At 63.2% G+C, this 26,055-nt stretch carries 20 protein-coding genes; 5 read left to right on the top strand and 15 right to left on the bottom strand.

Annotated elements, in window-relative coordinates:
* Positions 1-42 precede the first annotated feature (42 nt).
* Positions 43-1,785 (top strand): autotransporter assembly complex protein TamA, encoded by a 1,743-nt coding sequence (locus tag BLR26_RS20535; RefSeq protein ID WP_045201379.1) that lies wholly within the window; start codon positions 43-45, stop codon positions 1,783-1,785.
* Entirely contained in the window at positions 1,782-5,456 is a 3,675-nt protein-coding gene (locus tag BLR26_RS20530; protein WP_093384934.1) for a translocation/assembly module TamB family protein, read from the top strand. Before BLR26_RS20535 ends, BLR26_RS20530 begins: the two co-directional genes overlap by 4 nt.
* Positions 5,457-5,468: 12 nt before the next feature.
* On the opposite strand, the gene BLR26_RS20525 is transcribed toward BLR26_RS20530, so the two are convergent.
* From BLR26_RS20525 to BLR26_RS20510, 4 genes are all read right to left on the bottom strand, one after another.
* A complete protein-coding gene (locus BLR26_RS20525) occupies positions 5,469-6,002 on the bottom strand; it encodes a DUF2589 domain-containing protein (RefSeq protein WP_093387610.1) in 534 nt (177 codons plus the stop codon).
* Positions 6,003-6,106: 104 nt separating this feature from the next.
* Positions 6,107-6,760 (bottom strand): DUF2589 domain-containing protein, encoded by a 654-nt coding sequence (locus BLR26_RS20520; protein WP_045201381.1) that lies wholly within the window; start codon positions 6,758-6,760, stop codon positions 6,107-6,109.
* An 81-nt stretch (positions 6,761-6,841) separates the two neighbouring features.
* Positions 6,842-7,222 (bottom strand): Mor transcription activator family protein, encoded by a 381-nt coding sequence (locus BLR26_RS20515; RefSeq protein ID WP_045201382.1) that lies wholly within the window; start codon positions 7,220-7,222, stop codon positions 6,842-6,844.
* Between the two features lie 299 nt (positions 7,223-7,521).
* Positions 7,522-7,983 (bottom strand): hypothetical protein, encoded by a 462-nt coding sequence (locus tag BLR26_RS20510; protein ID WP_230090834.1) that lies wholly within the window; start codon positions 7,981-7,983, stop codon positions 7,522-7,524.
* 158 nt (positions 7,984-8,141) lie between these two features.
* On the opposite strand from BLR26_RS20510, the gene BLR26_RS20505 reads away from it, so the two are divergent.
* Positions 8,142-8,330 (top strand): hypothetical protein, encoded by a 189-nt coding sequence (locus tag BLR26_RS20505; protein WP_093384931.1) that lies wholly within the window; start codon positions 8,142-8,144, stop codon positions 8,328-8,330.
* Positions 8,331-8,367: 37 nt separating this feature from the next.
* Here the strand turns inward: BLR26_RS20505 and BLR26_RS20500 are convergent, their stop codons facing one another.
* A complete protein-coding gene (locus BLR26_RS20500) occupies positions 8,368-8,754 on the bottom strand; it encodes a fe2+ zn2+ uptake regulation protein (RefSeq protein ID WP_045201383.1) in 387 nt (128 codons plus the stop codon).
* A 243-nt stretch (positions 8,755-8,997) separates the two neighbouring features.
* Here BLR26_RS20500 and BLR26_RS20495 point away from each other — a divergent pair, with 243 nt between their 5' ends.
* Entirely contained in the window at positions 8,998-11,289 is a 2,292-nt protein-coding gene (locus BLR26_RS20495) for a bifunctional acylase PvdQ (RefSeq protein WP_093384928.1), read from the top strand.
* 1 nt (position 11,290) lies between these two features.
* On the opposite strand, the gene yegQ is transcribed toward BLR26_RS20495, so the two are convergent.
* The gene (gene yegQ / locus BLR26_RS20490) at positions 11,291-12,610 is read right to left on the bottom strand and encodes a prephenate-dependent tRNA uridine(34) hydroxylase TrhP (protein WP_093384925.1); all 1,320 of its coding nucleotides are present in this window, start codon (positions 12,608-12,610) and stop codon (positions 11,291-11,293) included.
* 122 nt (positions 12,611-12,732) lie between these two features.
* On the opposite strand from yegQ, the gene BLR26_RS20485 reads away from it, so the two are divergent.
* Positions 12,733-13,797 (top strand): AI-2E family transporter, encoded by a 1,065-nt coding sequence (locus BLR26_RS20485; RefSeq protein WP_093384922.1) that lies wholly within the window; start codon positions 12,733-12,735, stop codon positions 13,795-13,797.
* Here BLR26_RS20485 and BLR26_RS20480 read toward each other — a convergent pair.
* The 9 genes from BLR26_RS20480 to nuoG all read right to left on the bottom strand — a co-directional run bounded on the left by BLR26_RS20480 (position 13,794) and on the right by nuoG (position 26,037).
* Positions 13,794-15,848, bottom strand: a complete 2,055-nt coding sequence (locus BLR26_RS20480; RefSeq protein WP_093384919.1) for a TonB-dependent receptor family protein — start codon at positions 15,846-15,848, stop codon at positions 13,794-13,796. The genes BLR26_RS20485 and BLR26_RS20480 overlap by 4 nt on opposite strands.
* 188 nt (positions 15,849-16,036) lie before the next feature.
* The gene (nuoN, locus tag BLR26_RS20475; protein WP_045201388.1) at positions 16,037-17,506 is read right to left on the bottom strand and encodes an NADH-quinone oxidoreductase subunit NuoN; all 1,470 of its coding nucleotides are present in this window, start codon (positions 17,504-17,506) and stop codon (positions 16,037-16,039) included.
* 7 nt (positions 17,507-17,513) lie between these two features.
* On the bottom strand, positions 17,514-19,046 hold the full coding sequence (gene nuoM / locus BLR26_RS20470; protein ID WP_045201389.1) for an NADH-quinone oxidoreductase subunit M: 1,533 nt from the start codon (positions 19,044-19,046) through the stop codon (positions 17,514-17,516).
* Between the two features lie 39 nt (positions 19,047-19,085).
* Positions 19,086-20,939, bottom strand: a complete 1,854-nt coding sequence (gene nuoL / locus BLR26_RS20465) for an NADH-quinone oxidoreductase subunit L (protein WP_038996051.1) — start codon at positions 20,937-20,939, stop codon at positions 19,086-19,088.
* Positions 20,936-21,244, bottom strand: coding sequence for an NADH-quinone oxidoreductase subunit NuoK (nuoK, locus tag BLR26_RS20460; protein WP_028944232.1), 309 nt, complete (start codon positions 21,242-21,244; stop codon positions 20,936-20,938). The genes nuoL and nuoK overlap by 4 nt, the downstream gene beginning before the upstream one ends.
* 4 nt (positions 21,245-21,248) lie before the next feature.
* Positions 21,249-21,749, bottom strand: a complete 501-nt coding sequence (gene nuoJ / locus BLR26_RS20455; RefSeq protein WP_038996050.1) for an NADH-quinone oxidoreductase subunit J — start codon at positions 21,747-21,749, stop codon at positions 21,249-21,251.
* 9 nt (positions 21,750-21,758) lie between these two features.
* On the bottom strand, positions 21,759-22,307 hold the full coding sequence (gene nuoI, locus BLR26_RS20450; RefSeq protein WP_009400993.1) for an NADH-quinone oxidoreductase subunit NuoI: 549 nt from the start codon (positions 22,305-22,307) through the stop codon (positions 21,759-21,761).
* 11 nt (positions 22,308-22,318) lie between these two features.
* Positions 22,319-23,326, bottom strand: a complete 1,008-nt coding sequence (gene nuoH, locus BLR26_RS20445; protein WP_038996049.1) for an NADH-quinone oxidoreductase subunit NuoH — start codon at positions 23,324-23,326, stop codon at positions 22,319-22,321.
* A complete protein-coding gene (nuoG, locus tag BLR26_RS20440) occupies positions 23,323-26,037 on the bottom strand; it encodes an NADH-quinone oxidoreductase subunit NuoG (protein ID WP_045201390.1) in 2,715 nt (904 codons plus the stop codon). Before nuoG ends, nuoH begins: the two co-directional genes overlap by 4 nt.
* Between the last annotated feature and the right edge of the window lie 18 nt (positions 26,038-26,055).

Raw genomic sequence — 26,055 nt, 5'->3', positions numbered from 1 at the left:
CGGGCTCCATGCTGCCGCCAAGCTCTGGTAGCATCCGCGCCTATGACGTATTCAGGACGATTCACCTGCGGTTTGATTCTATGGGTTGCCAGCATCGGCGCGTATGCGCAAAGCGAGCTGGTGGTCCGGGTCAAACCTGCCAATAACGAACTCAAGGCCAATGTCGAAGGCTATATCGGCAGCCTTGGTAAACGCGATGAAGAGGCGCTGCTGCGCTTCAGCCGCGGCGCAGTTGAGCAGGCGCGCAAGGCCTCCCAGGCCCTGGGCTATTACCAGGCGCAGATCGATAGCGAGGTCAAGCCAGCGGCCAAGGCCGACAAGGGCCCGCAACTGGTATTGAGCATCGATCCCGGCGAGCCGGTGCACTTGCGTGATGTGACCATCCGTATCGACGGCCCGGCCAGCGAGCTCAAAGCCTTTCGCATTCCCGACAGCAAGGCGCTGCGCTCAGGCGCGGTGCTCAACCATGGCCATTACGAAGACGCCAAGCGCCTGATTCAGAACCAGGCCTCGCGCTATGGCTTTTTCAGCGGCCATTTCGTTCGCCAGCGCCTGGCGGTCGATCCCCAGGCGGGTGTCGCCGACATCGAGCTGATCTACGCCAGCGGCCCGCGCTACCGCCTGGGCAAGGTCAGCTTCGCCGGCGATACACCGCTCGATGAAGACCTGCTGCAACGCATGGTGCCGTTCAAGGCCGACACCCCCTACGATTCCGAGCTGATCGCCGAGCTCAACAACGCCCTGCAATCGAGCGGCTACTTCGAAGGCGTACGGGTCGATGCCGCGCCCACTGCCGCGGTCGAGCAGAGCATCCCGGTGGCTGTCCAACTCGACACCCGCAAGCCACGGACCATGGGCCTGGGCCTGGGTTTTTCGACCGACGTCGGGCCGCGCGGCAAGGCCAATTGGACCCGCCACTGGGTCAACCCGCAAGGCCATAGTTATGGCTGGGAGACCGAGCTGTCGGCGCCGCGGCAGAACGTCGGCCTGTGGTACGACATTCCGCTCGACCCGCCGCTGACCGACAAACTGCGTTTTGCCGGCGGCTACCAGAATGAAGAAATCGCCGGCACCGACACCGTGAGCAAGCTGCTCACGGTCGGCCCGGAATGGCACAGCAAACTGCCCAGCGGCTGGCAGCGGGTCATTTCGCTCAAGTACCAGCGCGAAGAGTACAAGCTCGGTGACGACTCGGGCCTGAGCAACCTGTTGATGCCCGGCATCAGCTATTCCTACCTGCGCAGTGACAACCGTATCGACCCGCATAACGGGTACCGCTTGCAGTTCGATGTACAGGCAGCCAAGGAGGGGCTGGTGTCCGACACCAACCTGCTGCACGCCAATGTGTTGCTCAAGGGCCTGACCACCCTCGGCCAGAACCATCGCTTCCTCGGCCGTGTGCAGTTCGGCGGTAGCGCCACCAACAGCTACAAGAATTCCGTTCCGCCGTCGCTGCGCTTCTTCGCCGGTGGTGACCAGAGCGTGCGGGGCTACGATTATCAGACCCTGTCGCCAAAGAACTCCGATGGCGATCGCATCGGCGGCCGTTACCTGGTGGCCGCCAGCGCCGAGTACCAGTATTCGGTTGCCGAGAAATGGCGGGTGGCGACCTTCGTCGACCAGGGCAACTCATTCAACAATCTGGAGCTTCCCAGCCTCAAGACCGGTGTCGGTATCGGTGTGCGCTGGGTGTCTCCGGTCGGGCCGCTGCGTCTGGATCTGGCCCGCGCGCTGGACGACGACGGCGGTTTGCGTTTGCACTTCTCCATGGGGCCGGAACTGTGAGTCGGGTTATCAAATTCATCGTTCTTGGCCTGCTGGCCTTGCTGCTGTTGCTGGTGCTGGGTGTCGGCCTGGTGCTCGGTACTCAGGCCGGCAGCCGCTGGGCACTGGGGCTGGTGCCGGGGCTGCAACTGGATAACTTTCAGGGCCGCCTGGCCGGGCAGTGGCAGGCCGAGCGCTTGCTGTGGGAACAAGGCGGCGATCGCGTCGAGCTGGTCGCGCCGGCATTGGCCTGGTCGCCGGCCTGCCTGCTGCGTATGACCCTGTGCATCGAGCAGCTGCAAGCCGATCAGGTCAACCTGGCCTTCGCCCCTGGCGAGCCGAAGCCCGACAGCGGGCCGTTGCAACTGCCGCAACTCAAGCTGCCGCTGGCCATTGAGCTTGGCAGTGTGCGCATCGGCCAGCTACGCCTGGATGGCAACGAACAGCTCAGCCAGTTGCAACTGGCCGCGCACTGGACCACCGGCGGGCTGCAGATCGACAGCCTGCAACTGCAACGCGATGATCTCAAGCTGAACCTGCAGGGCCTGCTCAAGCCCGAAGCCGATTGGCCGCTGCAGGCCCAGGGGCAGCTGCAGTTGCCCAGTGTCGACGGGCAACCCTGGCAACTGGCGTTGCAGGTCGACGGCGACCTGCAGAAAACCCTCAAGCTCACGGCTGACAGCAGCGGTTATCTGCAAGCGCGCCTGAGCGGCGAGCTGCAGGCACTGGCGCAGAATCTGCCAGCGCAACTGCAGATCAGCAGCGAGGCGTTCAAACCTTCGGCCGCGCTGCCCGACACCTTGCAACTGAACCAGTTGCAACTGAGCGCCAAGGGCAACCTGCAAAACGGCTATCAACTGCTCGGTTCAGCCAGCCTGCCTGCCGAACAGGGCCCGGTGGCGCTCAAGCTGCAAGGCCGGGTTGATGCCAAGGGTGCAGAAGTCAGCGCCCTGGACCTCAGTGCTAGCGCCGAGCAGGCGCTCAAGCTCAAGGCCAAGGCCGACTGGCAGCAAGGCCTGAGCGCAGACGCCAGCATCGACTGGCTGGATTTTCCCTGGCTGCGCCTCTATCCAATGGACCCGGCACCGGAAGTTTCCCTGCGCCGCTTCACCGGCCAGGTGCAATACCGCGATGGCAACTACCAGGGCGAATTCAACGGCGACCTGGACGGCCCGGCAGGCACCTTCAGCCTCAGTAGCCCGTTCAAGGGCGACCTCAAGCAAGTCAGCCTGGCGCAGCTTCAGCTGAGCGCGGGCCAAGGCAAGGCCACCGGCAGTGTCGGCGTGCAGTTTGCCGATGGCGTGGCCTGGGATGCCGCGCTGGAGCTGTCGGCGTTGAACCCTGCGTACTGGCTGGCCGAGTTGCCCGGCACCCTGGCTGGCCCCTTGCGCAGCAAGGGCGAGATGAAAAACGGCGAGTTGCGTCTGGATGCCGAGCTTGACCTCAAGGGTCGACTGCGTGGCCAGCCCGCTGTGCTCAAAGCGCTGGCGCAAGGGGCAGGGCAGCAATGGACCCTGGGCACCCTGGACATCCGCCTGGGCGACAACCACATCAATGGCAGTGGCAGCCTGCAACAGCGTCTGGCCGGTCAGATCGATATCAACCTGCCACGCCTGGGCCAGCTCTGGCCGCAGCTGCAAGGCCAGGTCAAGGGCCGCCTGGAGGTTGCCGGTACCTTGCAGGCCCCCCAAGGCAGCTTCGTTCTGCAGGGCCAGCAACTGGCCCAGGCTGACAATCGCGTGCAGCGCCTGAGCCTGGATGCACGCCTGGACAACGCCCAACGTGCACTCATCGACCTTGAGGCCGGCAGTATTCGCCTGGGCGATACCAGCCTGGGGATGCTCACGGCCAAGGGCAGCGGTGATGTTCGTCAGCAAAAGCTGCAACTGGCCCTGGACGGGCCGCAGCTCAAGCTTGACCTGGGCCTGGATGGGCAACTGGACAAGGGCAACTGGCGCGGGCGCCTGGCAAGCGGCGAAATCCAGGCCGGTGGCCAGGACTGGCGCCTGCAGGCGCCGGCAAAACTGCAGCGCCTGGCCAGCGGCCAGGTGGAGTTCGGCGCCCATTGCTGGCGTTCCGGCCAGGCCAGCCTGTGCGGCGAAGACCAGCGCCTGGCGCCCGAGCCTCGCCTGCGCTATCACCTCAAGCAGTTCCCGCTGCAGAGCCTGGCGCAGTGGCTGCCCAAGGATTTTGCCTGGCAGGGCCTGCTCAATGCCGACATCAACCTCGATGTGCCGACCAGCGGGCCCAAGGGCACCATCCTCATCGATGCCAGCGGCGGCACCTTGCGCGTGCGTGAAAAGGACCAATGGCTGGACTTCCCCTACCAGACCCTGCGCCTGCAAAGCACCCTGGGCCCGAGGCGCATCGATACCCGCCTGGACTTTCACGGTGACAAGCTCGGCGAGCTGGCGGTCAATACCCGGCTTGACCCGTTGGCAAAGAACAAACCGTTGAGCGGTGACTTCCGCCTCAGCGGCCTGGACCTGGCCATCGGCCGTCCGTTTGCGCCGATGGTCGAGCGTTTGAATGGCCAGCTCAATGGCAGCGGGCGCCTGTCTGGCACTTTGCTGGCGCCTCAGGTCAATGGCAGCCTGAACCTTGTACATGGCGAAATCAGCGGTGCCGAGCTGCCGATCAGCCTTCAGGACCTGCAACTGCAAGCGTTGATCGCCGGCGAACAGGTCCAGCTCAACGGCAGCTGGAAAAGCGGCGAAAGCGGCCAGGGCAGCCTGAACGGGCAGATCGGCTGGGGCCAGGCCCTGGCTGTAAACCTGGCGCTGCAGGGCCAGCGCCTGCCGGTCAACGTCGAACCCTATGCGGCCCTCGAAGTGGCCCCGGACCTGAAAATCAGCCTGATTGACGACAAGCTTGCGGTGACTGGCAAGGTGCTGGTGCCCAAGGGCAAGATCACCGTGCGTGAACTGCCGCCGTCGACGGTCAAGGTCTCCGATGACACGGTGATCCTCGGTCACCAGACCGAGGAGGGCAAAGCACCGATGGCCATGGCCATGGATATCGACGTGCAGGTGGGCCAGGACAAGCTCTCGTTCAGCGGCTTTGGCCTTACCGCCAACCTGCTCGGGCACGTGCATATCGGCGACAACCTCGATACTCGCGGCGAACTGAGCCTGGCCGATGGTCGCTACCGTGCCTATGGCCAGCGCCTGACCATCCGCCGTGCGCGCTTGCTGTTTGCCGGCCCTATCGATCAGCCGTACCTGGACATCGAGGCAATTCGCAAGACCGATGACGTGATTGCCGGCATCCGCTTGAGCGGCAGCGCCGAGCAGCCCACCACCCAGGTGTTCTCGGAGCCGGCCATGAGCCAGGAGCAGGCCTTGTCCTACCTGGTGCTCGGCCGGCCGCTGGGCACCACTGGCGAAGATAACAACATGCTCGCCGAAGCGGCGCTCGGCCTGGGCCTGGCGGGCAGTGCCGGGATCACCGGCAGCCTGGCCTCGAGCCTGGGCATCGATGACTTCCAGCTCGACACCCAGGGCAGCGGCAACAACACGGCGGTGGTCGCCAGCGGTAACCTGACCGAGCGCTTGAGCCTGCGTTACGGGGTGGGTGTGTTCGAGCCGGCCAACACCATCGCCTTGCGCTACAAGCTCAGCAAGAAGGTTTACCTGGAGGCGGCCAGTGGCCTGGCCAGTTCCCTGGATATCTTTTACAAACGTGATTTCTAGAGGTGCCAATGATCAGCGCACGGTCGCCGCTGCGATGAACTCGTTGCTGTCGATCGTGGGTTGGGCCGGCGTGGACACCCGCTGCGGAGTGATCAGGCTGGTGTACTCCTCGATCAGCCGGTTCAACGCTTCCGGTGGCTCACAGGCCTGGAACTGCATGCGGATCTGTACTTCATCGGGGTCGCGTGCGGCATCGCCGTTGCGTTTGCCCTGGCTGCCGACCGTCACATAGAAGCGTTCGCGCTGCAGGTTTTCACTGGCATCGGTGGTCTCGGTGTTTTGAATCCGTACCGACAGGTCGACCTGCATGCGCTCCAGTGCCAGCCCGCGCGGCGACACCAGCGCGATCAGCGGGATCTGCATAGTGTGCTGGTCATCCATTGCCACTTCGACCATCTTGGCTTTCATCGGCGCGCCAAGCGTCTCGGCGTCGTAGTCGAAAAACTGGTCGAACAGCTTGATGTACTGCTGGGCAATCAGGTGGTTGGTGGCCGCAGCGGCTTCCTGCAGGCCGCGGGTAATATCACAGAGGTCGCTGGCGGTAATGGGGGCGTTCACTGCCGAGGTTTGGTCCAATCGTTCCCACTCCTTGTGCTCGTCAGCAGGCCTCTCGAGCATGAGAGGCCTGGGTTTTTATTTATGCTGCACGATCAGATGGCTGTTTCTTTGCGGCTTTCCTGTTCGTCAGGCATCGGCAGTGCCGAAACCGGCATCGCATCGAGGTTTTGCGCGGTGGCATCGGCCATGACCACAGGCTTGGTCGCCGCGTCGGTGAGAAAGTCGATGACCCGCATCAGCGCCTCGGGTGGGTCCTGGCGGCGTACCTTGGTGTTGAAGGCGTAACGTGCACGGGTATCGGTTTTGCGAGTTTGAGTGGATTTGTGGCTGACCTGGCCTTTGACATTGAGCCTGAATTTGCCCCAGCCCAGCGACGCGCCGAAACTTGCCTCTTTGCCGCTCTCTTCGGTGCTTTCGGCTTGCTGGCTGATGGTCAGTTCGAATTCGATGTTGCCTTCTTCGATGACGATGTTGGGGTGAGTGACCGCTGCCAGCAGCGGGATCTGCATCTTCTTCGAGACAGTTCCCTTGTACACCCCTTGTTCATCGGTGATGGTTTCGTCGTAGTCGAATTGAATGGCGACGGCTTTGCCATTCTGGATGCACACGCCCATAAGAAAGTCGGCGTACGACTTGCTTGCCGAAATCTGTGCCTGGATCATCGCCTGCAGAGGTCCCGAGATCATCCGGTCCAGTGGCAAGGCGTTCATTACCGAGCCGATCAGGCCATTGTCGATTGTTGCCATCAGAGATTTCCTTGTCTTGATTGCACATCATTGTGCGGGGTTGCCTTGAATGCCGGAGTTATCGGCTCAAGTCGATGACGCTTAGCGCGGGCAGGGTTCCTGGCGACGGATATTGCCGATCTGGCGCAGGCTCAAGCCGTACTTGTTGGCGAGCATGCTGCGTGACAGACCGTCGGCGCTTTCCTGCTGGATTTGCTGGTTGCGCAGCTGGCGCAGAAAATGGTCAACCTTGGGGATCTCCAGGGCCATGCCGGCGAAGCGCTTGATCAGCGCATCCAGCGCCGGCGCCGGGAGAATTTCCGCCAGTGCGGTGCGTTCGCGGTGCTTGGGAATGTACTTGGGGCGCCCGCCAAAGGCGCAGGTCAGGTTGTAGGCATTCTCGATGCCCAGGCATTCGATCAGCATCTGCAGCGAGTGGGGCAGTTGTTCGATATCGATACGGTTCAGGTCGCTCAGTTCCATGGTGACTTCCTTGTAGGCGATAGTTCGGCACCTTGATGATCCGTGCCAGGCAGCTAGGGCCATTGCAGGCAGCGTCAATGCGACAAATCGCATCTGTCTGTCGTGGCTTGAGCTGGATTCTCGGCTACTGGACGGAAGGCGGGCTAGGCAGCAAGTGGGGCGGCAAGGGAGGGCTTTATGTACGCTTTCTGTAGGACGAACCATGCCGATGGGTGGGAAATGAATTGCGACGTAAGCGCAACGCCTTGATTACCGGGTGCCATGGCGATGGTGACCTTCCTAGGTTGAGCCACCCATGCTTACTCGCAAGGGCGTGCCAGCAACAGGCTGACCTGGCCCAGGTAGGGGGTTGGATGGCTGACGCCCTGTTCGGGGAAACTGCGCCAGTCGACCCACACGCACAGGGCGGTCAACGCCTGCGTGCCAGCCTTGCCGATGACCCTGGGGTGAAAGTCGCGGCGATAGCGCACCTGCGTCTGCTTCAACGGTCGTGCCTGATCGGCGCTGGCCAGGGTGCTGGCTACCAGTGCCGGAATTTGTGCCTGGGGCACATCGAAATGCTCGGTGTGCGGGTTGCTGTGCAGATGCCCGGCCTGTCGGCTGCGTTGCCAGAGTTGTTGCCACTGGCTACTGCCGGCGCTGTGCGCCAATTGTGCAGCCAGTTCCAGCAGCAAAGCCTGAGGTTGGGATTCGGTGGGCAGGGCATGGGCATTGAGGGGGCCGAGCAGCGCCAGGCTGAGCAGCAGGGTTCGCATCGACATGGTGATCCTTGCGTTGGTCTGGGCAGTCGTCCGGGAAGCCATGTTGGCAATGCTGCGGGGCGGGCAGAAGCGGGAAATAGTCCGCTGCCTGCGGGTGACGTTGTATCATGCGCTCGGCCCGCTTCGGGGCTTTTCGCCGATGTCGCAAGGAACTACCCATGACTCAAGGTCAACGCCTGAAATACTCCATCCTGATCTCCCTGCTGGTGCTGGGGATCATGCTCGGACTGTCCTACCTGCAAAAGCAGGGCACCATCAGCGAGCAAGTGTTCCAGTACATCGCCATTGCCGTGGCGGTGGTTGTGGTGGTGGTCAACGGCATCATGCGCCGCAAGGTCAAGCCCTGAGGCGGTAAGCGCGGCCGGCTGCGCGCCGGCCGGTCGCTCAACGGCAGGTGGCTTGCTCCAGTACCGCGCGGGCCTGGGGGTTGAGGCTGTAGCACTTGTCGTTGCCCAGACTGATCACGCCTTCGGCGCACAAACGCTTGAGCACTTCGCGAACGCTGAGGAACGACAGCGGAATATCCAGCTGTTCGAGCTGGCTGTGGACCCCGCGCACGCCGATACTGCGGCCATCGCGATCGGCCATGTGCAGGGCATCGATGACCTTCAGGCGGATCAGGCTGGTACGCAGGCCAAAGGCCTTGAGCAGCTCGCGGATGTGTTCATTGCCAGGGCGCTCGTGCTCGCCGGCTTCGGTTCTTGCAGTCACCGGTTGGCTCTTTGTGCGTCCAGGGCCAGCGGTTAGCGCTGGCTGTGGCTGGTTGTACATGTGAATGCTCCATTTCTTGGCCTGTCCAGGTAAGCAAAAGTGTTTGCCTACACCTATAAGACGAATGAGCGCGGCAAAACTGCAGTACCTGATGAAAAAAATCTTCAGCCTCACCCTCTAAAGACGTATTGAGCGGCGCAAACCGGTAAATTTATTTGGCGTATTTCGTTCAGTCAGGACGACCTTTCCCCTGATTGAGCTGGAGTGCGCGTGATCAAGCCCTTTCCCTTAGCGACCCTTTGTATGACCGGGCTGCTTGCCGGCCTGAGCCTGTCCGTCCAGGCGCGCGTGGCGCCGGGTGATGCCAGCGCTGAAATCCGCCGCAGCAGTTACGGCGTGCCGCACATCCTGGCCAGGGACGAGCAGGGTTTGGGGTACGGTATCGGCTATGCCTATGCACAAGACAACCTGTGCCTGCTGGCTAACGAGGTGGTCACCGTCAATGGCGAGCGTTCGCGTTACTTCGGGCCAGAACAGCGCACCGTCGAGCAGCGCGAAAACCTGCCAAGCGACCTGTTTTTCAATTGGCTGAATACGCCAACGGCGGTGTTCGGCTTCTGGCAGGCACAACCGCCGGCCATGCGTGCACGGCTCGAAGGCTATGCCAAGGGCTACAACCGCGCGCTGGCCGAGTTCAAGGCCCAGGGGCAGGGCGTGCAGTGCCTGCAGGCCGAATGGCTACGGCCGATCACCACCCTCGACCTGGTCAAGCTGACTCGCCGCTTGCTGGTCGAAGGCGGTGTCGGCCAGTTCGCCGAAGCACTGGCCGGGGCCACACCGCCGAATGTCGTCGCCCAGTTGCGCCCCGACCTGCGCATCGCCCAGTTGCGCCAGGAGCAGTTTGCTGTCGAGCGCGGCAGCAATGCCGTGGCCATCGGTGCCGAGCGCTCATTCAACGGTCGCGGCATGCTCCTGGGCAACCCGCACTTTCCCTGGGCCGGCGGCATGCGCTTTTATCAGATGCAGCTGACCCTGCCGGGCAAACTGGATGCCATGGGCGCGGCCCTGCCGGGCTTGCCGCTGATCAACATCGGCTTCAACCAGCACCTGGCCTGGACCCACACGGTCGACACCTCCAAGCACTTCACCCTGTACCGGCTGGAGCTCGACCCCAAGGACCCGACCCGCTACCTGCTCGACGGCAAGTCGCAGGCCTTGACCCAGCAGCGCCTGAACGTGACGGTCAAGGGCGCGGACGGCCAGCTCAAGCCGGTGACCCGTGAGGTCTACAGCTCGGTATTCGGCCCGATCGTGCAATGGCCGGGGCGCCTGGACTGGAACAAGCAGTACGCCTTCAGCCTGCGTGATGCCAACCTCGAAAACACCCGGGTGCTGGCGCAGTGGGATGCGATGAACCGCGCCGACAGCCTGAAAAGCCTGCAAGCTTCGGTGCAGCGCCTGCAGGGCATTCCCTGGGTCAATACCCTGGCGGTGGACGCCAAGGGTCAGGCGCTGTACTTGAATCAGTCGGTGGTGCCGTACGTCGACGCCGCCCTGCTGGCCACCTGCAGCGACCCTGCCGCGGGCCAGGAGATGGTCGTGCTCGACGGTTCGCGCAGTGCCTGCAACTGGAAGGTCGACCCGCGGGCCGCCCAGGCAGGCATCTTCCCCGCGCAACTGCTACCGAGCCTGAGCCGCAAGGACTTCGTCCAGCATTCCAACGACTCGGCCTGGATGGTCAACCCGGCCACACCGTTGCAGGGCTATTCGCCGCTGGTCAGCCGCGAAGACCAACCCTTGGGCCCGCGCAGCCGCTTTGCCCTGCAGCGCCTGGCGAGCCTGAGCGAGAAGGGCAAGATCAGCCCGGCGGACCTGCAGCAGATGGTCATGGACAACCAGGTGTATGTCGCCGAGCTGGTCATGCCCGACCTGCTCAACTGGTGCGCCGCGCAAGCGGCAGATGCCAAGCTCGGCGCGCTGTGTACCAGCCTAAAGGCCTGGGACCTGCGCGCCAACCTCGACAGTGGCCTTGGCCTGGTGCATTTCCAGAACATCTTGCAGGCCTTGCAGGGGCGCAAGGACATCTGGCGTGTTGATTTCGACGCCGCCGATCCGCAACACACGCCGCGCGGGCTGGCCGTTGATCGCGCCGAGGTGGCCAGCGCCTTGCGTGAGGCAGCGCTGGCTTCAGTTGCGCAGGTAAGCAAGGCCGGTTTCGCCGAGGACGCGCGCTGGGGGCAGATCCAGCAGGCTGCCGACGGCACACCGATCCACGGTGGGCCGGCAAGCCTTGGCGTGTACAACGCAATCCAGAGCGTACCGGTCGCCGCCGACAAGCGCCTGGTAGTCAGCGGTACCAGCTACCTGCAGCTGGTGACCTTCGATGACCAGGGCCCGCATGCGCTGGGGATGCTGGCGTTCTCCGAGTCCAGCGAAGCGGGTTCGGCCCATGCCAGTGACCAGACCCGCGCGTTCTCGGCCAAGCAGTGGCAGGTGATTCCGTTCACCGAGGCGCAGATCAAGGCCGATCCGCAGTACCGCTTGCAAGTGATTCGCGAGGTTGAAAGCGCGACGGTGGCCACGTCCGCGCCTTGATTCAGTCAACCAGATCCCTGAGCAGCAAACCGAAGGCCAGGTCTACCTGCTCGGGGATCGGTAAATACACTGTGTGTCCATCCCCCGGTGCTACCTCGATTTCGTCACCCTGGCGATTGCGCAACTGATGCAAGTCGAAGTGGTAGTTGCCCTTGGGTGTCATCAGTTCCAGGTGATCACCCACAGCAAAACGGTTCTTCACCCGCACTTCAGCCAGGCCATTGACCCGCTCGCCGCTCAGTTCGCCGACAAACTGCTGGCGTTCGGACACCGAGTTGCCGCGCTGGTAGTTCTGATATTCGTCATGCACGTGCCGGCGCAGGAAACCTTCGGTATAGCCGCGCTGGGCCAGTGACTCGAGGTTGAGCATCAGGTTGCGATCGAACTCACGCCCGGCTGCCGCGTCATCGATGGCCTGGCGATACACCTGGGCAGTGCGCGCGCAGTAGAAGTGCGACTTGGTCCGGCCCTCGATCTTCAGCGAATGCACGCCCATGCGCGTCAGCCGCTCGACATGTTGCACCGCGCGCAGGTCCTTGGCGTTCATGATGTAGGTGCCGTGCTCGTCTTCGAACGCCGGCATGTCTTCGCCCGGGCGGTTGCTTTCCTGCAGCACGAACACCTGCTCGGTCGGCGCGCCGAGGCCCAGGGTCGGCTGCACTTCGCGAACGATTTCACCGGTGACATTCTCGCTGGCCGCGGTGGCTGTGTATTGCCAGCGGCAGGCGTTGGTGCAACTGCCCTGGTTGGCATCGCGGCGGTTCAGATAACCCGACAGCAGGCAGCGACCGGAGTAGGCCATGCACAGCGCGCCGTGGACGAACACTTCCAGTTCCATCTGCGGCACCTGCTGGCGAATCTCCTCGATCTCTTCCAGCGACAGCTCGCGCGACAGGATTACCCGGGTCAGACCCTGGCTGCGCCAGAACTCGACGCTGGCCCAGTTCACCGTGTTGGCCTGCACCGAGAGGTGAATCGGCATCTGCGGGAAGTGCTGGCGCACCAGCATGATCAGCCCCGGGTCGGACATGATCAGTGCATCCGGGGCCATTTCGATCACTGGCGCCAGGTCCTTGAGGAAGGTCTTGAGCTTGGCGTTGTGCGGGGCAATGTTGACCACCACGTAGAAGCGCTTGCCCTGGGACTGGGCTTCCTTGATGCCCAAGGCAAGGTTGGCGTGGTCGAATTCGTTGTTGCGCACGCGCAGGCTGTAGCGCGGCTGCCCGGCATACACGGCATCGGCGCCGTAGGCGAAGGCGTAACGCATGTTCTTCAGCGAGCCGGCGGGGGCGAGCAGTTCGGGTTTGGTGAGAAGGGTCATGATCGGGTCGCGGCAAAAGGCGCGGATGCTACGCCGGCTGCAGCTAGTGTTTATTGATCTGCATCAACGGCACTTTTGGCAATGCCCGGCGCACTAATGAATAGAACGCACAAGGAGCGCACATGAACGAAACCGTCATGCAACACAAGGCGTTACTGGCACTGCTGGTGCTGGTGACCATCGCTTTCATCTGGATTCTCCTGCCGTTCTATGGCGCGGTGTTCTGGGCGGTGATCCTCGGTATCGTCTTCGCTCCGCTGCAACGCCGCCTGCTAGCGCGCCTGGGCTGGCGACGCAACCTGGCTGCCGGGCTGACCCTGTTCATCTGCCTGGTCATCGCAATTTTGCCAGTGATCATCATCAGTACCCTGCTGGTGCAGGAGGGCGCGGCGCTGTACAAGAACATCGAAAGCGGCGAGCTGGACCTGGCCGGCTACATCGAGCGCTTCAAGAACATCCTCCCGGCCTTTGTGCAGAATTTCCTCGAGCGCATGGGCATGGGCGACCTGGCCGGCCTGCGCGATAAAATCACCAAGGGCGCCATGCAAGGCAGCCAGTTCTTCGCCACCCAGGCTTTCAGCTTCGGCCAGGGTACTTTCGATTTTCTGGTGAGCTTCGGCATCATGCTTTACCTGCTGTATTTCTTCCTGCGTGACGGCGCCGAGCTGGTGCGCAAGATCCGCACCGCGGTGCCGCTGGCCGAACAGCAAAAGCGCCGTCTGCAACTGAAGTTCAACCGCGTGGTACGCGCCACGGTCAAGGGCAACCTGCTGGTAGCGGTGACCCAGGGCGCCCTGGGCGGGATCATCTTCTGGATTCTCGACATCCCCAGCGCCTTGGTCTGGGGCGTGCTGATGGCTTTTCTGTCACTGTTGCCGGCAGTGGGTGCAGGGATCGTCTGGGCGCCGGTGGCGGTGTACTTCGTCGCCACCGGCGCCTTCTGGCAAGGCGCGGTGCTGGCCGCCTTCGGCGTGTTCGTCATCGGCCTGGTGGACAACGTGCTGCGCCCGATCCTGGTGGGCAAGGACACCAAGATGCCCGATTACCTGATCCTGGTCTCGACGCTTGGTGGCCTGGCGGTATTCGGCCTCAACGGTTTTGTCATCGGCCCGCTGATCGCCGCGCTGTTCATGTCCAGCTGGGCGATCTTCGTCTCGACCAAACCGCAGGTGCAACTGCCCAGTTAACGGAAGCTGTAGGACACCCCGGTATAGACCCCGAAGCCTTCGCCCGGTGTCGAGCGGGCAATGTCGGTACCGTTGTCGTTGTAGCCGGGGGTGACGGTGGCGGCATAGCGTTTGTTGGTCAGGTTGCGCAGGTCGAGCCAGGCTTGCCAGTCCTGTTTCGGCGAGTTGTAGCCCAGGGTGGCGCCGAGAATGGCATAGGCGTCGGTCGGGTAGCTGTTGGCGTAGTCGACCTGGACCTTGGAGGCCATCTGCGTGTTGATCCCTGCAAACAGGCCGCTGGGCAGGTTGAAGCGCAGTTCGGCCTGGTAGTAGTGCATGGGGATGCCCGGCAGGCGGTTGTCGCCGAAGCTGTCGTCGTCGCGGTAGTGGAAGTCGCTGAAGGTGTAGGCCTGGCGCAGGCTCAGCTTGCCGACCCCGGCGCGCTGCCACAGCAGGCTGTCGAGGCCGGCCTCGATGCCCTGGTGCACGGTCGGGCTGGCGTTGAACTCCTTGGCGGGCTGGCCTGGCACGATCTCCACCGCCAGCAGCTCATGGCGTACGTCCGAGTAATACCAGGCCAGGTCCCAGCGGCCGATGGCCGACTCGCCGCGGGCCCCCAGCTCCAGGGTAGTGGCGGTCTGGTTGTGCATTTCAATCGGTTGCGTGTTGCTGGTCGAGCTCCAGATCAGCGACCACGGGTGCGGCGGCTCCACCGAACGGCTGAGGTTGCCATAGACCTGCAACTGCGGGCTGATGTCGTAGCGCAGGCCCAGGCGCGGGGCGTAGTCCCAGTCGCTCTGGCTGACCTTGCCGCCATTGTCGGGGTAGGTCACCGCGCTCTCGCGGCGGGTGTAGATCGCCGCCAGGCCACTGGTCAGCCACAGGTCGGGGATCAGTTCCAGTTCGTTGCCGACATGCAGGACAGTGTCCGAGCCCTGGTAGGTGAAGTCCCGGGTTTTCGCCCCGAATACGCCATTGACCCGCGAGTATTGCGAAGCGCCGCTGTTGGGCAAGTGCTTGGTGGTGCGCCAGCCGACGGTGGTTTTACTTTCGTGGCCGAACAGCGTGAGGCGGCGCTGATAATTCAGGGTGCCGCTGACGTCGGTGTAGGCGACCTTCAGGCGCATCGGACCTTCGCGCAGGTCCATCGGATAATCGTGATAGACCAGGCCTGCTTCGAGCTGCGAATCGTCATCGAGATAGAAGGTGGTCTTGTTGCCCAGCCAGGTGCTGCCCGGCTGCGGACGGCTGTCGTCGCGGCTCAGGTAGGCCGGGTTGGCCCTGCGCGGATCATGCTTGATCTGCTCCTGGGTCAAGCGCCCGGCCAGGTCATTCTCGGTCTCTCGATAACGCAGGTAGAAGCGGGTCTCCAGGTTCGGATTGAAGCGGTAGCCGACATTGGCGGCGATGCCCTTGCTGCTGCCGCTGCTGTGCCGCTGGTAGCCGTCGTATTCCGAGTCGGTCAGCGCCACGTAGTAGTCCAGGTCGCCCAGGACCTGGCCGGAGCTGATCTGGCGTTTGGCATAGCCGCGACTGCCGAGCTCGTAGCGCAGTTGCAGCGGTGCGGCGTCGCGGCCGGTGTGGGTGATGTAGTCGTTAGCGCCGCCCAGCGCCAACGCGCCGCGGTCGAAGCCGTTGGCACCGCGCAGCACTTCGGCGCGGCTCAGCCACAGTGGTTCGAACAGTTCATAGGGCGTGCCACCCGGGCCGGTCAGCGGCAGGCCGTCGAACATCGTGTACACACCCGAGCCGTGAGCGCCGGGGGCGCGGTTGATACCCGAACCCCGGATCGACAGCTTGATGCCGTCGTTGCCAGCCGACTGGGCGAACACCCCGGGCTGGTAGGCGAGCACATCCTGGTTGCTGGCGACCCGGCCTTGCTCCACCCGTTGCATGTCGATCAGGTTGCTGGCGCCAGGCACCTGCTGCAGGCGTTCGCGAGCATCTTGCAACTCGCTCTGCTCCTGTTCCTGGATCAGCACCTGGCCGAGTTCGATGCTATCGCTGGCCTGCACCGACGCGGCACAGGAGATCAGCAAGGCGAGGGAGGAGCGGGGTAGGGTGGGGTGCATCGATGGGGTTCCAGGACTGAGAGCGGGTATCTGACGTCGCAACTATCAGACGAAGCACAGTCACCGATAGGCAGTCGCATCATCGCGGGGCAGCCCATCCAGTGGCAGCGGGCTTGCCCCGCGATGAGGGTTTCGGCCTGAAAACAAAACACCCCGCCGAAGCGGGGTGTTTATCAGTGCCTGATCGATCAACCGATCAGTTGCAGGCCTGCATGCTGGACCATGTCCAGCAACGGCTGCGGGTACACGCCCAGGACGAAGGCGAGGATGGCGATGGCCAGCAGCATCACGCCGCCGGTGCGCTGTTCCCAGTTCAGCGGGGCGTCGTGACGACGCAGGTTTGGCTCGATCAGGTACAGGGTGACCATCACGCGCAGGTAGTAGAACACGCCGATGGCACTACCGATCACCAGGGCACCGACCAGCCACCACAGCTGCGACTCGACGCCGGTAGCGATGATGTAGAACTTGCCGATGAAGCCTGCGGTCAGCGGGATACCGGCCAGCGACAGCATCATCACGGTCAGCACCGCGGTCAGGTACGGACGGCGCCAGAACAGGCCGCGGTACTCGTACAGGGCGTCGGCGTCACGACCGTTGTATGGCGAGGACATCAGGGTGATGACGCCGAAGGCACCGAGGCTGGTGATCACGTAGGTGACCAGGTACACGCCGATGGCTTCGACCGCCAGGCCCTTGCTCGCCACCAGGGCGATCAGCAGGTAACCGAAGTGGGCGATCGAGGAGTAGCCGAGCAGGCGCTTGAGGTTGCTCTGGGTCAGCGCCAGCAGGTTACCGATCAGGATCGAGGCCACGGCGATCACCGACAGCACGGTGGTCAATACGCCGCTGCTGGCCGCAGGGGAGATCATGAACAGGCGTACGACGACGGCGAACACCGCGACCTTGCTGGCGGTGGCCAGGAAGGCGGCGACCGGTGCCGGAGCACCTTCGTAGACGTCCGGGGTCCACAGGTGGAACGGCACCAGCGACAGTTTGAACGCCAGGCCGACCAGCATCATGCCCAGGCCCAGCTGGGCGATCATGCTTGGCATGCTGGTGGCCGCCAGGGCCTTGCCAATGCCGTCGAAGCTCAGGCTGCCAGCGTCGGCATACAACAGCGCCATGCCGAACAGCAAGAAGGCGGAACCAGCAGCCGAGAGCACCATGTACTTGATGCCGGCTTCCAGCGAACGCTTGTTGAAGAAGGCATAGGCGACCAGGCCATAGACCGGTACCGAGAGCAGCTCAAGGCCGATGAACAGGCCAGCCAGGTGCTGCGCGCTGACCAGTACCAGACCGCCCAGGGCGGACATCAGGATCAGCAGGTACAGCTCTTCGCGGTTGCCCGGGTAGCCTTTGCCGCCATCACCCAGGTAGGCGTGGGCGAGGGTGACGCAAGCCAGGGTGGCAACCAGGATCAGCGCCATGTACAGGCAGGCGAAGTTGTCGATGGTCAGCAGCGGGGTGACTGCCAGGGGCGCAACCTTCAGCGCCGGGATGATCGACAGCAGGGCCAGGTTCAGGCCCACGGTCGACAGCAGGAAGGTTTGCGAGTGGTTGCGCCGCCAGGCGATCGCCAGCATCACCACGACCGTGGTGATGGTGGTGATCAGCAGCGGCGCAAGCGCGATAAAGTGTTGAATCGTCAGGTCCATAGCGCTCTTACCGGGCCGAAGCGAGTTGAGTGAAAGCGGAACCCAGCCACTGCTGTACACCACTCATGGTGGCGGCAGAAGTGTCCAGGAACGGCTGTGGGTAGACGCCCAGCAGGATCAGCAGGCCAGCCAGGCCCAGCACCATGATCAGTTCGCGGGTGTCCATGCCAGCCAGGACTTCATCGGATTTGGCCGGGCCGAAGTAGGCGCGGTGAATCATGATCAGCGAGTACACCGAACCGAACACCAGGCCGGAAGTAGCGATCACGGTGACCCACGGCGAAGCGACGAAGCTGCCGATCAGGATCAGGAATTCGCCAACGAAGTTACCGGTGCCTGGCAGGCCCAGGGAGGCGGCGGCGAAGAACAGGCTGATGGCCGGCAGGTAGGCGATGCGGTGCCACAGGCCGCCCATCTGACGCATGTCACGGGTATGCAGGCGCTCGTACAGCTGGCCGCTGAGAATAAACAGTGCCGCTGCCGACAGGCCGTGAGCCAGCATCTGGATCACCGCGCCTTGCAGGGCCTGCTGGCTGCCGGAGTAGATCCCGATCAGCACGAAGCCCATGTGCGAAACGCTGGAGAAGGCGATCAGACGCTTGATGTCGGTCTGGGCGAAGGCCAGGAAAGCACCGTAGAAAATCCCGATCAGACCCAGGGTCATGGCAATCGGCGCAAACTCGGCCGAAGCGTTCGGGAACAGCGGCAGGGCGAAACGCAGCAGGCCGTAGGCCGCAGTCTTCAGCAAGATACCGGCGAGGTCGACGGAACCTGCGGTCGGTGCCTGGGCGTGAGCGTCAGGCAGCCAGGAGTGGAACGGCACAACCGGCAGCTTGACCGCGAAGGCGATGAAGAAGCCGAGCATCAGCAGGTACTCGGTGCCCGCCGGCAGGTCGGCCTTGAGCAACTGGGTGTAGTCGAAGGTGATCACACCGGTGTTGCTGTAGTTGACCAGTACCAGACCAAGGATCGCCACCAGCATGATCAGGCCGCTGGCCTGGGTGAAGATGAAGAACTTGGTGGCGGCGTAGATCCGGGTCTTCTTGCCATCCGAGGAGCTGTGACCCCAGAGCGCGATGAGGAAATACATCGGCACCAGCATCATTTCCCAGAAGAAGAAGAACAGGAACAGGTCCAGGGCCAGGAACACACCGACCACGCCGCCCAGGATCCACATCAGGTTGAGGTGGAAGAAGCCGACGTGGCGAGTGATCTCTTTCCACGAGCACAGTACCGAGAGCACACCGAGCAGGCCGGTGAGCAGGATCATCAGCAGCGACAGGCCATCGAGGGCCAGGTGCAGGCTGATGCCGAAGCGTTCGATCCACAGCACTTTGAATTCGAACGCCCACTCGGGCGCGGCGCCCGGTGCAGGGGCCAGGGTGTAGTCCCCGTTGGCCCACAGCCAGAGGCCGATACCAAGCAGCAGGGACATGGTCAGCAGCGCAATCCAGCGCGGCAGGGTGGCGCCGAAGCGCTCACCCAGCCAGCACAGCAGGCCGCCGATGAAGGGGATCAGGATCAGCCAAGGCAAAATCATGACGGGCTCAATTCCTTTCGCAAAGTCGCAAGGTTCATATCAGACCGCAGCCATAACAACGGCACCGAGCACAAGCACGGCACCTACGGCGATCGAAGCGGTGTACCAGCGCAGCTGACCGGTTTCGGTTTTGCTCATGGCGGCATGACCGCCCTTCGCCATACGCGGAATCAGGCCAATGCTGCGGTCAACCGGATCCTTGCGCAGGATGTGGCTGATCAGCAGGTAAGGTTTGACGAACAGCTTGTCGTAGATCCAGTCGAAGCCCCAGGCGGCGAACCACCAGGCCGACAGCACGCGACCGATGCCGCTGTTGGCAATCGCGGTAACCAGGCGACGCTTGCCCAGGAACAGCATCGCCGCCAGCAGGATACCGGCGATGGCGATGGCGCCCGAGGCGATTTCCAGGCTGTGCTTGGCTTCGCCGCCGGCATGGCCGACGCTCTGCGGCAGCACGCCCGCCAACGGTGGATGAATCCAGGCACCGACGAAGGTCGACAGCACGATCAGCACGCCCAGCGGCAGCCAGTGGGAAATCCCGTGGCCGGCGTGAGCTTCGGTCTTGGCTTCGCCGTGGAAGGCGATGAAGATCAGGCGGAAGGTGTACAGCGAGGTCATGAAGGCACCGACCAGGCCGGCGTACAGCAGACCGTTGTTGCCGCTGGCGAAGGCTTCCCAGAGGATCTCGTCTTTCGAGTAGAAGCCGGCGGTCAGCAGCGGCAGGGCAGCCAGGGCGGCACCACCGACGATGAAGCTGGCGTAGGCCAGTGGCAGTTTCTTCCACAGGCCGCCCATCTTGAAGATGTTCTGCTCGTGGTGGCAGGCAACGATCACCGCACCGGAAGCAAGGAACAGCAGGGCCTTGAAGAAGGCGTGGGTCATCAGGTGGAAGATCGCGCCTTCCCAGGCACCAACGCCCAGGGCCAGGAACATGTAGCCGATCTGGCTCATGGTCGAGTAGGCGAGGATGCGCTTGATGTCGGTCTGCACCAGGGCGGCAAAGCCGGCCAGCACCAGGGTCACGCCGCCGACCACACCGACCAGGTGCAGCACGTCAGGGGCCAGGGCGAACAGGCCGTGGGTACGGGCAATCAGGTAAACGCCCGCGGTCACCATGGTTGCCGCGTGGATCAGTGCCGAAACCGGGGTAGGGCCGGCCATCGCGTCGGCAAGCCAGGTCTGCAGCGGCAGCTGGGCCGATTTACCGACCGCGCCACCGAGCAGCATCAGGGTTGCCAGGACCATCCAGAAATCACCCGCCTGGAATTTCTGCGGGGCCAGCACCAGCAGTTCCTGAACGTTCAGGGTGCCCAGTTGCTGGAACAGGATGAACAGGCCGATGGCCATGAACACGTCGCCGATTCGGGTGACGATGAAGGCTTTGAGTGCGGCGTTACCGTTGTTGCGGTTGCTGTAGTAGAAACCGATCAACAGGTACGAACACAGGCCCACGCCTTCCCAACCGAAGTAGATGAACAGCAGGTTGTCGCCCAGGATCAGGAACAGCATGCTGGCAATGAACAGGTTGGTGTAGGCGAAGAAGCGCGAGTAACCGGCTTCACCGCGCATGTACCAGGAGGCGAACAGGTGGATCAGGAAGCCGACGCCGACCACCACGCCAAGCATGGTCACCGACAGGCCGTCCAGGTACAGGGTGAAGTTCGGCGCAAAGCCGTCCACCGACATCCACTGCCACAGCAGCTGGCTGTACGCGCCGCCTGCAGGCGGGGCGACATTGAACTGCCAGATCACGTAGGCGGCGACGATGGCCGAGAGGCCCACCGAACCGACGCCAACCAGCGCCGACAGGTTCTCGGACCAGCGGCCGCGCGAGAACGACAGCAGCAGGAAGCCGATCAGGGGGAATACGAACGTCAGAAAGAGAAGGTTCATCCGCGCATCTCACTGGCAGCATCGATATCGAGAGTGTGGAAGCGGCGATACAGCTGCAACAGGATCGCCAGGCCGATACTGGCCTCGGCCGCTGCCAGGCTGATCACCAGGATGAACATGATCTGTCCATCCGGTTGCGCCCAGCGGCTGCCGGCGACGATGAAAGCCAGTGCCGAGGCGTTCATCATGATTTCCAGGCTCATCAACACGAAAAGAATATTGCGGCGCACCATCAGGCCGACAAGGCCGAGGCAGAACAGGATGCCGGCGACGGCCAGGCCATGTTCGAGAGGAATTGCTGGCATGTGATTACTCCTTCGCCTCGTTGCGGCCGAGGTGGAAAGCCGTCACCGCTGCGGCGAGCAGCAGCATCGAGGCCAGTTCCACCACCAGCAGGTAAGGGCCGAACAGGCTGATGCCGACGGCCTTGGCGTCAACCGTGGTGTGGCCGATGCCGGCGCCGCTTTCGCTGGCGAACAGCACGTACAGCAGTTCGACCAGCAGCAGTGCGCCAAGCACCACCGGGCCGAGCCAGATGCCCGGCTTGAGCCAGCCGCGTTCCTGGGCGACCGAAGCCGGCCCGAGGTTGAGCATCATCACCACGAAGACGAACAGCACCATGATGGCGCCAGCGTAGGCGATCACTTCCAGGACACCGGCGAACGGAGCGCCGAGGGCGAAGAAGGTCATCGCCACGGAGATCAGCGAAATGATCAGGTAGAGCAGGGCGTGCACGGGGTTGGTGTTGGTGATCACCCGAAGGGTGGACACCACAGCGACACCGGATGCGAAATAGAAAGCGAATTCCATCTTTCTTCCTTAAGGGAGCAAGCTCTTCACGTTGATCGGCTCGGCTTCGTTCTGCGCGGCGCCTTTCGGCTTGCCGGCAACAGCCATACCTGCAACACGGTAGAAGTTGTAGTCAGGGTTCTTGCCGGGGCCGGAGATCAGCAGATCTTCTTTCTCGTACACCAGGTCCTGACGTTTGAACTCGGCCATCTCGAAATCCGGGGTGAGCTGGATCGCGGTGGTCGGGCAGGCTTCCTCGCAGAGGCCGCAGAAAATGCAACGGGAGAAGTTGATGCGGAAGAACTCCGGGTACCAACGACCGTCTTCTGTTTCGGCTTTCTGCAGCGAGATGCAACCGACCGGGCAAGCCACGGCACACAGGTTGCACGCTACACAGCGCTCTTCGCCATCCGGGTCGCGGGTCAGGACGATGCGGCCACGGTAGCGTGGCGGCAGGTAGACCGGCTCTTCGGGGTACTGCAGGGTGTCACGTTTGCGAAAACCGTGAGAGAACACCATCACCAGGCTGCGCAGCTGGGTGCCAGTGCCCTTAACGATGTCGCCAATATATTTGAACATGGGTCAAATCCTCACTGGGCCGCAACAGCTGGCGTGTTGAGCAACACGAGCGCAGCGGTCACCAGCAAATTGATCAGGGTCAGCGGCAGGCAGAACTTCCAGCTGAAGTCCATCACCTGGTCATAGCGCGGGCGCGGAATAGAGGCGCGCAGCAGGATGAACAGCATGATGAAGAACGCGGTCTTCAGGGCGAACCAGACGAACGACAGTTGCGGCAGGATGCCGAACGGTCCGTGCCAGCCACCGAAGAACAGGGTTACCAGCAGCGCCGAGATCAGGATGATGCCGATGTACTCACCGACGAAGAACATGCCCCATTTCATGCCGGCATATTCAATGTGGTAACCGTCGGCCAGTTCCTGTTCCGCTTCCGGCTGGTCGAACGGGTGACGGTGAGTCACGGCGACGCCAGCGATGAAGAAGGTGCAGAAGCCGAAGAACTGCGGAATGATGAACCACAGGTTCTGGGCCTGGTAGTCAACGATATCGCGCATGTTGAACGAGCCGACCTGGGCAACGATGCCCATCAGCGCCAGGCCCATGAACACTTCGTATGACACGGTCTGGGCCGAGGCCCGCAGGCTGCCGAGCAGGGCGTACTTGTTGTTCGACGACCAGCCGGCGAACAGTACCGCGTATACCGAAAGGCCGGCCATGGCGAAGAAGAACAGCAGGCCGATGTTCAGGTCCGCAACACCCCAGGTCGGGGTGATCGGGATGATCGCGAAGGCGATCAGCAAGGCGCTCATGGCCACCACCGGCGCCAGGGTGAAGATCACCTTGTCGACGAAGGGCGGGTTCCAGTCTTCCTTGAAGAACATCTTGAGCATGTCGGCAGCGATCTGGAACATGCCGAACGGGCCGACGCGGTTCGGACCGTAGCGGTCCTGCCACCAGCCCAGCAGGCGCCGCTCGACGAAGCTGAGCAGCGCACCGCAGACCACCACGGCCAGCAAGACCACGATGGCCTTGATGACGGTGATGATCACATCGATCACTTCAGGGGTGAACCAGGTCATTGTGCTGCCTCCTGCAGGCCTTCGACGGATGCACCGAAGATGGCTGGCGGAATGCCGGCCAGGCCTTTCGGCAGGGCAACCAGGCCTGCGCCCAGTTCTTCATTGATGCGCAGCGGCAGACGCAGGGTAACGCCGGCGACGTTGAGGCTGAGCAGGGCGCCGTCGTTGACACCCAGGCGGTCGGCTTCGGACTTGGCCAGGGCCACGTAGGCTTCTGGGATGCGCTCTTGCACCGGGGCTGCGCGCGAGGAGTTCTCTTCGCTGCCGAACAGGTGGTAGAACGGCACCGCTTGCCAGGTGCCACGGGCCGGAGCGAAAGCTGCCGGAACGCTGGCGAACCAGTTGAGCTTGTCGCCCTGGGTTTCGATCAGGCGGGTGCCCGGGTCGCCTGCGCGCAGGTGACCACCGACCTCGTCCTGAAACTTGTTCCAGGCTTGTGGCGAGTTCCAGCCCGGCGACCAGGCGAACGGCACTTGCGAGCGCGGTTCGGCCGAACCCGAGTAACCTTCCATGGAGAAGGCGAACGCGGTGTCCTTGTCTTGCGGGGTACGCGGCTCGTGCACGCTGATGTTGGCGCGCATGGCGGTACGGCCGGAGTAGCGCAGCGGCTCACGCGCAAGCTTCATGCCCTTGATGCGGAACGACGCGGACGGTGCGGCGTTGACGATGCCGGACAGTTGCGGCGCGACCGCGGCGCAGGCGCTGGTGACGTGGTCCAGCTGGGTCCAGTCGACCGGCTTGTTGAGCAGGGTGGCACGCAGGGCGTGCATCCAGCGCCAGCCTTCGTGAACCAGGATGCTGCTGTCCAGGTAGGTTGGGTCGAACACCTGGAAGAAGCGCTGGGCGCGGCCTTCCAGGCTGACCAGGGTGCCGTCGCCTTCGGCGAAGGTCGCCGCCGGCAGCACCAGGTGGGCGCGGTCGGTGGTGGCGGTCTTCTGGTGATCGGCAACGATGACCACCTTGGCGGCGGCCAGGGCAGCGTCGACCTTGGCCGCGGCAACGCGGCTGTACAGGTCGTTTTCGAGCACGACAATGGCGTCGGCCTTGCCTTCGATCACCGCATCCAGCGCGGCATCGATCGACTCGCCACCGAGCATGGCCAGGCCCAGGCTGTTGGCCTCGGGCACCACCAGGCTCAGCGAACCGTTCTTCTCGCGCAGCTTCAGGGCCTTGGCGATGTTGGCCGCGGCTTCGATCAGGGCGTTGGAGGCCAGCGAGGTACCGGCAACCACCAGCGGACGGTTGGCGGCCACCAGGGCGTCGGCGATGCGCTTGGCCAGGGCCAGGGCTTCGGCGTCCAGGCCGTCAACGGCTGGCGCGCTCGGGTCGATGGCGTGAGCCACGGCGAAACCGATGCGGGCGAGGTCGTCCGGCGCGGCGTGTACGCACTCTTCGGCGACGTCATCGAGCTTGGTTTCGGCCAGGCTTGCGATAAACAGCGGGTACATGGCGTGCTGGCCGATGTTCTTCACCGCGGCATCGAGCCACGGCTGAACGCGCATGGCATCGGCCATGGCTTCGGCCTTGCCCTTGACCGACTGGCGCAGGGCCAGGGCCACGCGGGCAGCGGTCTGGGTCAGGTCTTCGCCGAGGACGAACACCGCGTCATGGTCTTCCATGTCGCGCAGGGTCGGCACTGGCAGCGGGCTGTCGTTGAGCACTTGCAGGGCCAGGCGTACGCGGGCCAGCTCAGCGGCTTCCATACCCGAGTAGAAGTGCTCGGCGCCGACCAGCTCACGCAGGCCGTAGTTGCTTTCAAGGCTGGCACGCGGCGAACCGATACCGACGATATTGCGCCCGCGCAGCATGTCCGCGGCCTTGTCCAGGGCGGCATCCAGGCTCAGCTTGGTGCCGTCGGCCAGCAGTGGCTGACGTGGACGGTCTTCACGGTTGACGTAGCCATAGCCGAAACGGCCACGGTCGCAGAGGAAGTACTGGTTGACCGAACCGTTGAAGCGGTTTTCGATCCGGCGCAGTTCGCCGTAGCGCTCACCCGGGCTGATGTTGCAACCGCTGGAGCAGCCATGGCAGATGCTCGGGGCGAACTGCATGTCCCATTTGCGGTTGTAGCGCTCGGAGTGGGTCTTGTCGGTGAACACACCGGTCGGGCAGACCTCGGTGAGGTTGCCGGAGAACTCGCTCTCGAGGGTGCCATCTTCAACGCGACCGAAGTAGACGTTGTCGTGGGCACCGAATACGCCCAGGTCGGTACCGCCGGCGTAGTCCTTGTAGTAACGCACGCAACGGTAGCAGGCGATGCAGCGGTTCATCTCGTGGGCGATGAACGGGCCGAGCTCCTGGTTCTGGTGGGTACGCTTGGTGAAACGGTAGCGGCGCTCGTTGTGGCCGGTCATTACCGTCATGTCTTGCAGGTGGCAGTGACCGCCTTCCTCACAGACCGGGCAGTCGTGCGGGTGGTTGGTCATCAGCCATTCGACGACGCTGGCACGGAATACCTTGGCTTCTTCGTCTTCGATGGAAATCCAGCTGCCATCGGTGGCAGGGGTCATGCAGGACATGACGATGCGACCACGGGTGTCGTTCTCGTCGGTGTACTGCTTGACCGCGCACTGGCGGCAGGCACCGACGCTACCGAGCGCCGGGTGCCAGCAGAAATAGGGGATGTCGAGGCCGAGCGACAGACACGCCTGTAACAGGTTGTCTGCGCCGTTGACTTCGAGCTCTTTGCCGTCTACGTGGATAGTGGCCATGGTTCAAAGTTCTTCGTT

Origin of the sequence: Pseudomonas sp. UC 17F4 (assembly GCF_900101695.1) — a bacterium.
Taxonomy (GTDB): domain Bacteria; phylum Pseudomonadota; class Gammaproteobacteria; order Pseudomonadales; family Pseudomonadaceae; genus Aquipseudomonas.
This window is presented reverse-complemented; position numbering and strand designations above follow the sequence as displayed.